A 13,665-nucleotide genomic window follows, 5' to 3' on the forward strand; every position below is an offset into this window, starting at 1 on the left:
GAAACCCTAGTGAGCTATCCGTAATTTCCCGACATTATTTATTTAGGATAAAATTTTTATAACAAGGATGATGCAATGAAATGGAAATATCGCATTGGTGCAGCCGTAGGAAATGCGTTGGAATATTATAATATTGCCATTTTTGCTGCAATATCAGTTTATTTGAGTACAGAGTTGGAAAAATTGGGTTACTCACAGTCCACGATAATGGTATGGGGGATTTTTGCGCTGCGTTTTTTAATTCGACCTATTGGCGGGGTTGTTATCGGGCGTTATGCAGATATTGCAGGGAAAAAAGCGGCGTTAGTCTTGACGAGCTTTATTACTGGCGTTGCAACATTATGCATGGCGTTATTGCCTATCCAATTACTAGGAATTTATACCCCAATCGCTATTTTAATACTTCAGCTTGCTCTTGCTTTTAGCTTTGGCGGTGAGTACCCATCGGTAGTGGCTTACTTATTCTCTGATACGAAAAATAACGAGCAGGCCAGAATTGCGGCGTTAATCTCTGGAAGTGTAGTGGCAGGGGTTATTCTTTCTGTAGGATTAGTCGTGTTTTTACAGAAAGTTCTTGATAAAGAAACGATGCACAGTATTGGTTGGCGGATCCCATTATTTGTAGGTTTGCTTAATATAGGGATCAGTTTTTGGTTTCGTGCGAGATTACCAGAAAAGCAGGAAAATAAAGCAGAAAGGCGAACGTTTAATTGGCAAGGGATCGTTTATCTTTTTTTGTTAACCGCACCTGCCTCAGTGGCTTTTTATTCACAAAACCTTTCTGGAACAATTATTGTTAACCATTTGAAGCATGATGTATTAAAGGATGTTTTTCCATTAATCTCTTCAGGGCTTTTGTTAGTACTGATTATTTTAACTTGCTGGTTAACAACGAAATACAGCACACCATCAAAAGTTTACCGGATGGGGGTTACTGCGCTAGTGCTCTTATCCGTCCCTGTTTATTTTACGCTTCAGCTCGATAGCCTCATGCTAGTTGGTCTTGCTCAACTTGTCATTGCAGGGTGTTCTGCAATGATCCTTGCAAATTTATCAGCCGTTCTGGCAAGTGCGGTACATGGCAATACCGCAATGCTAGGCGCTGGTTATAATGGGGCTTCTGTGTGCATTGGGGGGATAACGCCGCTAGCCATTACCTACTTGAGCGATTTTCATTTAGGTTATGCAGGCTGCTTTATTGCATTTTGCGGGACATTATTTTTCTTGATTCGTTGGTTGCCAAAATCAAAAGCACTAGAATTTAATTAACTGATTAACCCCATAGTCAATCTATGGGGCAATTTTTTTAGCCCAGTAATTTTAAAAAACGCCCATACAGCAATCCACCCAAATTGCTTTGGTTGTATTCACTGGTTGTGGCGAGGTTATCCACTGCCGCATGCCAAGCTTGCTGCTGCTCACCGAGAAATAAAATCTGTTTAATTTGCTCAACGGCATGTTGTTCGTGGCTGTTAGTATGCCAGTGATATTCGTCGTGAAATAGCATGTCGTGGAGGGGCTGTTTCTCAACATGTGGTGAGGGCGATAAAACAACAGTAATAACATTATTGTTCTGTTTACCCTCGCTGGTGGTAGAATTTGAAACCCAAAAAAATACCTCATCACGCAGTGCATTGATGAGGTATTTATTAGCAATTGATATTATTAATCAGCAATTACAGAGTGAATACACCGATAATTGCGATAACGCTAATGATTGCAGAGCTGCCGTAGAACACCCATTTTGTTGCAGGGACATGCACTTTAAAATCGTGCAGGGTGTGGTGAATACGGTGCATACCACACCATACTGGCAGAATAATCATCAGTAATAAGAAAATGCGTCCAATAAAGCTTTGGCTAAATGCCATGATGCGCTCATAGCTCAGCATTTCTGGTGCGACACCTAATGGGATTAAAATACCCAGTAAAAGGATGATTGCAGGACCAATAACGGCGCTCCACATACCACCTGCACCAAATAATCCCCAGAAAATCGGCTCATCGGAACGTTTAGGCGTTAGATTCATCAGATTCTCCTTAGATTAAAATAGTAATGCGATTGCTAAAATAGCCGCAGTCACGACTATAGTGAGAGCCCAGAAGCCTTTTACGATAGGCTCATCTGGCAGTTTCTTATCTTTAACAATGATAGCCACAGCTTTTGGTGCTAGCTTGAACCATGTTGTGGTATGCAGCAGCGTTGCCGCTAATGTCACAATGTTAATGATCAGAATAATTGGATTACTTAAGAACCCAACAAAGCCCGCCCAAGATTCAGGGCCATTTTTCAGTGCAAATACGCCGTACAGGACTAAAATGCTGAACCAAACCTGAAGCACAGAAGTACTTTCACGCATGATGTAAAAGCGGTAGAAACCCAGCTTTTGCCACCAGTCGCCTTTCATTTCCCTGACATAGGGTTTACGTTTAGTTGTCATGACTTCAATTCTCCTTATCGTGGCTTCAGCATGGCGATAACAAAGTCTTGCGCACTCGCAACTTTACCTTGTTGGATAGCCGCCGCCGGGTCGACATGCTTAGGACAGACTTCAGAGCAGTAACCTACAAACGTACAGCTCCATACACCGTTGTCACCATTTAATAGTGGCATACGCTCTTTCGCGCCGTGGTCACGGTTATCGAGGTTGTAGCGCTCTGCTAAGGTAATTGCCGCAGGGCCTAAGAACTCAGGGTTCAGACCAAACTGTGGACACGCTGCATAGCACAGACCGCAGTTAATACAGCCAGAGAACTGATGGTATTTCTCCATCTGAGCTGGAGTTTGCTTGTTCGGACCGTCAGAAGGTTTGCGATCATTACCGATAATGTACGGTTTAATCGCTTCTAAACGCTCGATAAAGCTTGTCATATCAACAACAAGGTCACGCTCGATAGGGAAGTTACCCAGTGGCTCGATTTTAATTCCTTGTGGATAGTCACGCAGGAATGTTTTACAAGCCAGTTTAGGTACATTGTCCACCATCATGCCGCAAGAACCGCAGATAGCCATACGGCAAGACCAACGGTAAGACAGGTCTGGCGCGAGGTTATCTTTGATGTAGCCCAAAGCATCTAACAAAGAGGTTTGCTCGTCATAAGGGACATCATAAGTCACTAAATGGGGTTCATTATCCGTTTCTGGATTGAAACGCATGATCTCCATTTTTAAGTGTTTCATATCATCCATTAGCTTGCTCCTTATTCGCCTTATCTTGAGCTGCCCCTTCAGCACCATACACACGTTTCGCTGGTTGTGATTTAGTGATTTTCACATCAGAGTACTCAAGGCGTGGTGCACCTTCTGGGTTATAGAACGCCAGAGTATGTTTCAGGAAGTTGACGTCATCACGCTCAGTGCAACCTTCGTCAAGACGTTGGTGCGCACCGCGAGACTCTTTACGGTTAATCGCCGAGTGAGCCATACATTCCGCCACGTCTAAGCCGAAGCCTAACTCGATGGTGTACAGTAAGTCAGTGTTGAAGACGCTGCTATGGTCAGTGATTTCAACATGCTTGAAGCGCTCTTTCAGCTCTGCCAGTTTATCAACAGTTTTCTGCATTAATTCAGGTGTTCGGTAGATACCGCAACCTTCTTCCATCGAAATACCCATTTCATCACGGATTTTCGACCAGCTCTCTTTACCTTTTTGGTTCAGAAGTTTTTGCAGGTCATTTTCGATATCACGAGTACGTGCTTCGATAGCGCTTGCATTTGCAGGGGTAGCTTCAGCAGCATGACGTGCCGCTTCTTCACCCGCTAAACGACCAAATACCACTAATTCTGCCAGTGAGTTAGAACCTAAACGGTTTGCGCCGTGTAAGCCAACAGACGAACATTCGCCTACTGCAAACAGGCCTTTAATACGGGTTTCTGTGCGCTGATCCGTTTCAATACCACCCATGGTGTAGTGTGCAGTTGGGCGAACAGGAATTGGTTCGCTCACTGGGTCAACACCCACGTAAGCTTTTGCTAGCTCACAAATAAATGGTAGACGCTCATGCAGTTTTTCAGCACCTAAGTGACGTAAGTCTAGGTACACAACATCACCGCGGTGAGTGCTGATAGTGCGACCTGCGCGCCATTCGTGCCAGAATGCTTGTGAAACTTTGTCACGCGGACCCAGTTCCATATATTTGTTTTCTGGTTTGCCCAGTGGAGTTTCTGGACCCATACCGTAGTCTTGCAGATAGCGATAGCCATCTTTGTTGACCAAGATACCGCCTTCACCACGGCAACCTTCAGTCATCAGAATACCGGAGCCTGGTAGACCTGTTGGGTGATACTGAACGAATTCCATATCACGCAGTGGTACGCCATGGCGCAGCGCCATACCCATACCATCACCTGTTACGATACCGCCGTTGGTGTTATAACGGTAAACACGACCTGCACCACCTGTTGCCATAACGATAGCATTAGCACGAATTTGAACTTTCGTACCTTCCATCATGTTCAGAGCAACCAAACCACGTACTTGACCTTCATCCACAATAATATCGAGAACAAAGTGTTCATCGAAACGCTGAATTTGAGGGTATTTTAATGACGTTTGGAACAGGGTATGCAGCATGTGGAAGCCGGTCTTATCGGCTGCAAACCATGTACGTTCAATTTTCATTCCACCGAAACGGCGAACGTTAACTGAACCATCTGGTTTACGGCTCCAAGGGCATCCCCATTGTTCCAGTTGGGTCATTTCTGTTGGGCAGTGTTCGACGAAGTAATCGACGACATCTTGCTCACACAGCCAGTCACCACCAGAAACGGTATCATTAAAATGATAGTCAAAGGAATCATGGGCTTGAGTAACTGCGGCTGATCCCCCCTCTGCGGCCACGGTATGGCTACGCATTGGGTAAACTTTTGAGACCAGAGCAATCTTGATATTGGGATTTGCTTCAGCAGCAGCAATTGCTGCACGTAAGCCTGCGCCCCCGGCCCCGATAATCGCTAAATCGGCATTGAAGGTTTGCACTGCGCTTCTCCATTGTTCAAGTGTAAAGTGTTAAATTAATAAATTCTTTTAAATACTTTTAGTGCTTAGCTATTTCAGTTTCGGTTTGCCTTTAGGCAAATCTGCAAAGAATCTTTTTTTAATCGTAAATATATAATAGCTAATAACGACTTATTATGTTGGGAATTATAACGAATAGTGGCAGGGATAAATTTGATATAGAAAGGTGTTTTGGGTGATATTACCCCTAAAGTGTGATCTGCGTCTTCTTTTTGTAAATTGTTTTTGGGTGTGAAGACATTGTAGAGAAACTGGAAATAATAAAAAGGAATTTCAAATAATTATCATTAAATTTAACGGAATTTCTAGCATTTAAAACCAACTAAAATCGTCAGGTTTTTCTTTCTAACAGTGGATAATTTGGTGTTCCTTGAGGAAATTCTAGAATCATATCGAAGATAAAATTGCGAAAGAGTTCACTGTTTAGAAAGTCGCTTAATTATTAATGCTAAAAAACAGATTTAAATTGTATCAATAAGGTGAGCGGTGAAGTTTGGTTTTAACATATGTATCACAAGCGATAAGAAAAAATCATGTTTTTGTTTTTTTTTAATCAAATGTTAAAAGTTAATAATAAAGCTTTTTTGCCTAATCGTATAAAGCAGGAGATAATCACGTCATCTTTTCTCGCCTTGAATCATATCCCCTATCGATACTCAGATAGCGCATAATATCCACAATATTCCATTGTGTGTTAAGGGGGAGGTGAGTACACTGCACGACTAAGTTTATTTTGGAGTTATTTTAATGAGTGAAGTAGCGAATTGGCTGCCTACAGCCCCCATCGCTAACCTGTTACAGCGCGCAAAAATTGTTGCGGAAATCAGACGTTTTTTCGCTGATCGCTGTGTACTTGAGGTAGACACACCCGCAATGAGTCAGGCGACAGTGACTGACATTCATCTTGTTCCATTTGAGACACGCTTTGTGGGACCCGGTGCTGCTCAGGGCATCAATTTATATTTAATGACCAGCCCTGAATACCATATGAAGCGCTTATTGGCTGCGGGAAGTGGGCCTATCTATCAAATGTGCCGCAGTTTCCGTAATGAAGAAGCGGGGAGACACCATAACCCTGAATTTACGATGCTGGAATGGTACCGCCCACACTTTGATATGTATCGCTTAATCAATGAAGTGGATGACCTTCTGCAACAAGTGCTGGAATGCGAAAGTGCTGAGCTACTCTCTTATCAGCAAGCATTTTTACGCCACTTAGATATTGACCCGCTCTCTGCGGAAAAAAGCGAACTACGCGAAGTGGCAGCCCGCTTAGATTTAAGCAATGTGGCGGATAACGAAGAAGACCGCGATACCTTATTACAGCTACTGTTTACCATGGGCGTGGAGCCACATATTGGTAAAGAGAAGCCTGCAGTGGTTTATCACTTCCCAGCAACGCAAGCGTCATTAGCGGTAATTAGCACAGAAGATCACCGTGTGGCAGAGCGTTTTGAAGTCTATTTTAAAGGCATGGAGCTGGCGAATGGCTTCCATGAACTGACTGATGTGGGCGAACAGCGCCAACGTTTTGAGCAAGATAACCGCAAGCGTGCTGCAATGGGTTTACCCGTTCAACCGATTGATGAAAACTTGCTTGCAGCGCTTGAGCATGGTTTACCGGCATGTTCCGGAGTGGCTGTTGGTGTTGATCGCTTAATCATGTTGGCACTGAATGCTGAACGAATTAGTGATGTGATTGCGTTCCCAGTGACGATTGCTTAGTACTCAGTTTTTATCCCATTAAAAAGCACCTTGAACGTTGATCATGTATTGACGAAGGTGCTTTTTCTTTCCTATCTATTCCTACCACAAACGGATTAATGGCTTTCGGATAATTCTTCTATAAGTCCCATTCTTGAAAATTATGGTTGATTTCAAGTTCATTTGCTGGCCTTCTGTTTGACTTAAGCTAAATAAAATGAATTTGGGTTGGTGACCTTTCTGCCTTTGCTTCTATGACAGGTTGCTATGGAATAAGCAGAAATGGAATGCAGATAGAATGAGCTTACAGGATATCGCTTTAAAAACAGTCACCCGTCATAACCGTTATCAACTGGCAATCCAAGGCTGTGATGCATTATTGGATGTGGAATCCTTCATTGGACGAGAAGCCATTAGTGAAACCTATCGTTATCAAATAACGTTCACCTACCCAGCCCGAAACCTACAAGCTCAACAGTTTCTTCGCCGTACCGCCCATTTTACCTTTTCATCTTCCACTATTCCGCTGGCGGCATTAGATTCACTGAGAGAACCACAAAAGCGAATTCATGGGGTCGTCACACATTTTAAGCGGTTATCTGGTTCAGCAGATGAAGCCCAGTACCAAATTGTGATTGAGCCATTTGTCTCATTGCTGTGCCATCAGATGCGTTCCCATCGCTTTTTCCTCAATAAATCTGTACCGGAAGTGGTTGAGCTTATTTTGCGTGAACACAAAATTCAGGGCTGGGAGTTTGAGTTTTACTTACAGCGTCAATACCCTAAGCGAGAGCAAATCAACCAAATCAATGAGAGTGATTGGCAATTTATTGAGCGTTTGCTCAGTGAAGTGGGCATTTTCTATTCCTTTAGTCTGCAAACAGATACCAAGACAGAAATTATTAACTTTGGCGATAGTCAACGTGCTTATGTGTATGATTTACAGCTGCCACTCAATAGCCCTTCTGGCATGAATGATAATGGCGTTGAGAGCGTGTGGGGGCTATCGCTATATCATCAAGTGGTGGAACGCAGTGTCACCACCAAAGATTACAATCACCGCCAAGCGATGCAAACCTTGCTATCCATTGAAACGGATATGACTCGCACAGATGGGGACGATATAAATTATGGCGACGTTTACCACTACAAAGCCCGTCATCTTGAGCGCGGTGAAAAGTACCAACCTGCAACAGAAACCGCCCATTTTTGGTCACGGCTGGACCATGAACGCTTTCTCGCACGTCAAACACTGCTGCGAGGAAAAAGTAATTCACCACGCTTGACGCCGTTGATGATTTTTAAAGTCATCGATAGCCAGTTGCCGTCCACCTTACCAACGGATTTTCAATCCGAAATCTTAATCACGCGATTACGATTTTCAGGCAGTCGCAGCAGCGCGTTAGTGATTCAGTTTGATGCGGCGCCGTACACTGAGGCACTGTGCTGGCGACCTGTTCTAAAGCCTCGCCCTGTGATTGCAGGCACATTAATGGCGCGCATCACTAGTGCCAAATCCCATGATATTTACGCCCACCCAAATGAGCACGGTTTCTATTGGGTGAAATTCGATGCAGACCGTGATGAAAAACCGACGGGGTATGAAAGCATGCCCGTGAGGCTGGCAAAACCCTATGCAGGCGATACCTACGGAATACACTTCCCGTTAATTCAAGGAACGGAAGTAGCGATTGCCTTCCATGAAGGCGACCCGGATAGACCGTATATCGCCCATGCCTTGCATGACTCCCATCGCACAGACCATGTGACGGATAAAAACAATACTCGCAACGTGATTCGTACTCCGGCCAATAATAAGCTTCGTATGGAAGACAAGCGCGGGCAAGAGCACATCAAGCTCAGCACTGAATACGGCGGTAAATCCCAACTGAATTTAGGGCATTTGGTTAACCAAGGACGTGAAAAACGCGGTGACGGTTTTGAACTGCGTACCGACAGTTGGGGGGCAATACGTGCAGGGAAAGGGCTGTTTATCAGCACGGATTTACGCACAAAAGCCTCGTCTGAACAACTGGATATACGCGAAGCTAAGCAGCAATTAGATGATGCGCTGAATTTGGTGAGTTCTTTACGGGAGGCTGCCGAAGTCGCAAAAGCCGAACTGGCCGATTTAAACGCCCAACAAACGTTATTGACCCAATCGATTTATGAACTGCAACAAGCGGCAATATTACTCAGTGCGCCTGCGGGCATCGCATTAACCTCACCCAAAACCGTGCAGGCTAACAGCGGTGAAAGCATTACCCTGACGGCGAATAAACAGGCCGATATCTCAGTCGGTAAAAAAATCACCTTAGCGGCGGGTAAGGCAATCAGCCTGTTTGCTCACACAATGGGCATTAAAGCCTTTGCGGCAAAAGGCAAGGTGGAAATCCAAGCACAAAGTGACGAAATGCACCTGACCTCACTCAAGGACATGACGGTCACCAGTACCGGCGGTAAAACGGTCGTTGCCGCTAAAGACGAGCTATTGCTGACCTGTGGTGGCGCCTATATTCGCTTAAAAGGCGGGCAAATTGAGTACGGCAGCCCCAATAATCAAACGGTGAAAGCCACAAACTGGGTGGTTGAAGGCGCTGCCTCGATGGATGTCACCCATCCACAATTTCCACAGTCGATGCCAAAACAAACCTTGCGTTTTCAACTAAGTTCGTCGCCGCAAAGCCCAATGAAGGCGCGTGCATTTGAGCCGTATGAACTGTATGCCAACGGAACGCTTATTTTAAAAGGTATGAGTGATGCACAAGGAAATATCCAAATTGACCATGATATTCCCACAGATAGCTATCAACTGCGTTTATTGAATGGGGATCGTTACGATATCGATGTTCCTTCTGCTGAGTCGCAAGAAGCAGAAAACGTCGAACCCGTTAATGTCGGTTTTCGAACCAGTGCGCCTAGCCAAGAGCGAGAAAGCTCGCGAATAGGCCAAGCGTGGGGGGAAGGGCTTTCCCAATTTATCACTGAATGGAATAAGAGAAAATAATATGTCAGGAAATCAATCTGGGGGATTCCCCGCTTCCGTGCAGTTACCCATACCGGCAACCGAGCAGAAAATACGTTTACCCGTTTCGACGTGTATGGTGCTGCAAATGACACCCAGTTGGATCCCTGAGAGTACCAAATACCCGATGAGCTTATTTGTGTATGCCCCACTGGTGAATGGGAAACAAACCTTTGCAGCAGTTGCGGAGGCAATTCGCCATGCCAAGCACAGCATTGAAATTATTACATGGGGATTTCAGCCCTCCATGTATTTTGAGCGCTCAAGCGGCATTAATGAAGGAACATTCCCGACGATTGCAGAGCTTCTTGAACAGAAAGCGAAAGAAGGGGTGAAGGTTCGTATTTTGGTGTGGTTTGATGAACTAGCTAAACTCGGTGAAACGAGTTTGCCCGGTTGGCGATTATCAACCCATTACACGCCAAGGCAAAAAATTGAGCTTCCGATGGAAAAGGCTATCGCGGCAGGGGCTAAATTAGACTATGAATCGGATAAACAATACCAATTTGATAAAGCGTGGTTACATCGTGCGAAAACCAATCAAATTAAAAATTTGTCGGTTCGTACACGCTCGATGGCGATAAATAACCCCTCATCTCGCTTGACCAAAGTCGCTGAATTAACCAAACACCAATTTGGCAGCGATGACATCGAACTCAGTTTACGTATGGCTGCGCTTGCTGTGGTGCCCACCCATCACCAAAAAGCAGTGTTGATTGATTATGAAGAGCCCACACTCGCGATAGGCTTTGTGATGGGGCATAACATGCACTCGCAGTATTGGGATGATGATAAACATTCAATTATCCGACATAAAGAGATGTCATGGCTAGGACGCGATGGACCCACCGCATGGCAAGATACCTCTAACTGTGTGTATGGCGAAGTGTTGTGTGATTTAAGCGATAACTTTGTCACGGCATGGAAAGACACCGAAGGCTTGTTTACACACGGTAGTGAAGGTATCCAGCTGACAGAAAGACGTAAAGCGCTTTCACGCAGCCAATACACGCCGACGTTAGAGCATGTTGAAGACTTAAATAAACGTTATGCATTTTTAGCTCGACACCCATTAACACCGACGGCGGGAAAAATTTGTCGCACACATCCTGAGCATGATGAATACGATATTTTAAAGTCCTATGACCACGGTGTTAAACATGCCCGTAATTATCTCTACTTTGAAAATCAATATTTTCGCTTATCGTCCATTGCGAAGGATGTGCGCAATATGGTGGAAGTGCGCAATCAATGTTTTGCAGAAGCGGCTGCCACTGACCCTAAACTGCAAGGTGAAAAGCTGCCACCGTTCTATTTGTTTGTGGTGACGAACTCCACCACGAAAGCAGAGATTGGCGACTCCAACCACGTGGGCGGTTATCAAACCTACAAGATGCTAGAAACGCTAGGGCGCCGTGATTTGATGCGCGAGCATGCTGCGTATCGAGATACGGTAAATAATGTCATGGCATCGACCCGAAACGGTCAGGTGTTAGCCCCAATCGATGTAGTTAACCCTGATGATATTCAGGAAGAAAGCATTGAGGGGTTTAAGAGCGTCATTTGCACGTTAGTTTCCCCTGATTCCGATCGCTGGCAATCGGCGTATGTCCACAGCAAATTAACCTTAGTGGATGACACCTTTTTAATCCAAGGCTCTGCCAATATCAATTTACGCAGTATGGCATTTGACACTGAAATTGCAGTGATACTGCAAGATACGGATATTTTCCCTATCGTGAAACCGTTAAGGGAAAGATTGTGGGGGCTACATAAAGGAACGGGGAGTGTTTCTGGTGATTTAGATACTGAATTTGAAAAATGGAAAAAAATTTCAAATGACAATTTCGGTTTTAAAAAAGATAAAAAAATGCCCCACGGTGCTTTAATTCCTTTTGAAGATAAAACGATCGAGTTAGAAAATACGGATTAAATTATGTATCTAACAAAATATTGCGTATTACTGTGTAGTTTGCTGGTACTTGTTAGTTGTAAACCGACGGATAAAAAGGACGTCAATGTGACTCAAAAAACAGAACCTGATTTAACATTCAGCTGTGTCTATGAAAAAGACACATTACCCGCCGTTGATCCGGAAGCGGATGTTTGGTTTAAACAAGCTCGTGAACTTGAAAAAGTGAATAAATATCAACGAGATTACACCAAGATAGGTGAGCTTTATCGCCAAGCGGCAGAGCGAAATCACCCCAAGGCCATGTTGAATCTCAGTAACTTAATCAGTTATGGAAAAGTATCCCCGATTGAAGGCAAAGGTCCAGCGCAAGAGGTCTGGGATATTCTCCAAAAAATGGCGAAATTGAACATCAGTTACGGTTATTACCAAATGGGGCACTATCTTGATACAGGCTATGGTGTTGTAGCCGACCGCACAAAAGCGTTAGCCTATTTTCGCCAAGCAGCGGATTTAGGTAGCCCCGAAGCTCAATATGTCATTGGGGATATATTTGTTTCTCAACGTTTATCAGACAGAGATAACCCTGCTTATCGCCCTGAAATTGGGAAAAAAATGTTAGATTGTTCAGCAAATCAAGGTAATGGAGAAGCGGCGTACCGATTAGCGAGTTATTTAAAAAATGTAAATGAAGATTTACAGGGTGCTTTAAAATATTATCAATTATCAACGAAAAATGGATATCTCAATGCAGCTATAACTTTGATTGATGCATTTAATCCGGAGACAACTTCGAAGGATTATGACTATCTTTCAGTTAAACCTGATAAAGAACGCTCTTCACGCTATGGTTTAATCAGGTTAGAAATTAGAAATAACCCCGAGGCACGATTCCCCGATATCGATAAAATTGTTCCGCTACCACCTGCTGAACTCCCTGAATGGGATGGTACGTTCGAGTATAAAAAACAGGCCGAGGGGCAATAACCAAAATGAATCTCTCCTTTTTATTTCATCATCAATCCGTTGCTCGCGGCATCTTTAAATACAGCGTATTGATTTGTAGCATGTTGATGCTGAGTGCTTGCAATCCGATGGATAAAAAAGAAGAGCCGCTGGCTCAAAAAACAGAGCCTGATTTAACTTTCACCTGTGTGTATGAAAAAGACACGCTACCACCCGCTGATCCAGAAGCGGATGTTTGGTTTAAACAAGCGCGTGAACTAGAAAAGGTCAATAAATACCAGCGGGATTATAAGCAAATTGGTGTGCTATATCGTAAAGCAGCCGAGCGAAATCACCCCAAAGCCATGTTGAATCTCAGTAACTTAATTAGTTATGGCAAAGTGCCTCCGATTGAAGGTAAAGGTCCTGCTCAAGAGGTGTGGGATATTCTCCAAAAAATGGCGAAATTGAACATCAGCTATGGTTATTACCAAATGGGACATTATCTAGACACGGGTTATGGCGTAGCTGCAGATAGAACAAAAGCGTTAGCTTATTTTAGGCAGGCTGCCGATTTAGGCAGTCCAGAAGGACAATATGTTATTGGTGATATTTTTCTCGCTCAACGTTTATCAGATAAAGACAATCCTGCTTATCGTCCTGAAATTGGGAAAAAAATGTTGGATTGCTCTGCAAATCAAGGTAATGGGGAAGCCGCATATCGTCTGGCAAATTACTTATGGAATGTTGAAGAAAATACTGGTGGAACATTAAAATACTATCAATTATCTACAAAAAATGGGTATAGAGCCGCAGCATCAACATTTGAAGGTGCATTCAAGCCAAATGTAAAAGAAAATTCCTATTATTATTTACCTGTAAAACCTGATTCTGAACGTTCTCTCCGTTATGAAGCTATTGCTAATGAGATTAGAAATAATCCCGAGGCACGCTTTCCCGATATCGATAAAATCGTCCCGCTTCCGCCTGCCGAACTCCCTGAATGGGATGGCACGTTTGAATATAAAAAACAACAGGATAACTAATAAAAGGATCTTAAT

11 protein-coding genes are annotated in these 13,665 nt (G+C 43.9%); 6 read left to right on the plus strand and 5 right to left on the minus strand.

Translation table 11 applies throughout. From position 1 onward, the window contains the following. The first annotated feature begins 75 nt into the window (after positions 1-75). Positions 76-1,269 carry an MFS transporter gene (locus PSF16_RS03925; protein WP_272688803.1) on the plus strand — a complete coding sequence of 398 codons (1,194 nt, stop codon included), beginning with the start codon at positions 76-78 and terminating at the stop codon, positions 1,267-1,269. 37 nt (positions 1,270-1,306) lie between these two features. Here the strand turns inward: PSF16_RS03925 and PSF16_RS03930 are convergent, their stop codons facing one another. The 5 genes from PSF16_RS03930 to frdA form a co-directional block, all read right to left on the minus strand. After that, on the minus strand, positions 1,307-1,507 hold the full coding sequence (locus tag PSF16_RS03930) for a hypothetical protein (protein ID WP_006659008.1): 201 nt from the start codon (positions 1,505-1,507) through the stop codon (positions 1,307-1,309). A 169-nt stretch (positions 1,508-1,676) separates the two neighbouring features. Then, complete coding sequence (gene frdD / locus PSF16_RS03935; RefSeq protein ID WP_006659009.1) at positions 1,677-2,030, minus strand: fumarate reductase subunit FrdD; 354 nt, start codon at positions 2,028-2,030, stop codon at positions 1,677-1,679. A 15-nt stretch (positions 2,031-2,045) separates the two neighbouring features. After that, positions 2,046-2,441 carry a fumarate reductase subunit FrdC gene (gene frdC / locus PSF16_RS03940; RefSeq protein WP_006659010.1) on the minus strand — a complete coding sequence of 132 codons (396 nt, stop codon included), beginning with the start codon at positions 2,439-2,441 and terminating at the stop codon, positions 2,046-2,048. Between the two features lie 14 nt (positions 2,442-2,455). After that, complete coding sequence (locus PSF16_RS03945; protein WP_006659011.1) at positions 2,456-3,190, minus strand: succinate dehydrogenase/fumarate reductase iron-sulfur subunit; 735 nt, start codon at positions 3,188-3,190, stop codon at positions 2,456-2,458. Beyond that, positions 3,183-4,979, minus strand: coding sequence for a fumarate reductase (quinol) flavoprotein subunit (gene frdA, locus PSF16_RS03950; RefSeq protein ID WP_272688804.1), 1,797 nt, complete (start codon positions 4,977-4,979; stop codon positions 3,183-3,185). Before frdA ends, PSF16_RS03945 begins: the two co-directional genes overlap by 8 nt. A gap of 786 nt (positions 4,980-5,765) precedes the next feature. Between frdA and epmA the strand changes: the two genes are divergently transcribed. The 5 genes from epmA (at position 5,766) to PSF16_RS03975 (ending at position 13,650) form a co-directional block, all read left to right on the plus strand. Continuing rightward, the gene (gene epmA / locus PSF16_RS03955; protein ID WP_036955971.1) at positions 5,766-6,743 is read left to right on the plus strand and encodes an elongation factor P--(R)-beta-lysine ligase; all 978 of its coding nucleotides are present in this window, start codon (positions 5,766-5,768) and stop codon (positions 6,741-6,743) included. A 277-nt stretch (positions 6,744-7,020) separates the two neighbouring features. Then, complete coding sequence (locus PSF16_RS03960; protein ID WP_272688805.1) at positions 7,021-9,729, plus strand: DUF2345 domain-containing protein; 2,709 nt, start codon at positions 7,021-7,023, stop codon at positions 9,727-9,729. Between the two features lies 1 nt (position 9,730). Further along, a complete protein-coding gene (locus tag PSF16_RS03965; protein ID WP_272688806.1) occupies positions 9,731-11,680 on the plus strand; it encodes a phospholipase D-like domain-containing protein in 1,950 nt (649 codons plus the stop codon). Between the two features lie 3 nt (positions 11,681-11,683). Continuing rightward, positions 11,684-12,646: an SEL1-like repeat protein gene (locus PSF16_RS03970; protein ID WP_272688807.1), complete on the plus strand. Its 963-nt coding sequence runs from the start codon at positions 11,684-11,686 to the stop codon at positions 12,644-12,646. Between the two features lie 5 nt (positions 12,647-12,651). Then, entirely contained in the window at positions 12,652-13,650 is a 999-nt protein-coding gene (locus tag PSF16_RS03975; protein ID WP_272688808.1) for an SEL1-like repeat protein, read from the plus strand. Positions 13,651-13,665: the final 15 nt, after the last annotated feature.

Source organism: Providencia sp. PROV033, from assembly GCF_028484855.1.
Taxonomy (GTDB): Bacteria; Pseudomonadota; Gammaproteobacteria; order Enterobacterales; family Enterobacteriaceae; genus Providencia; species Providencia alcalifaciens.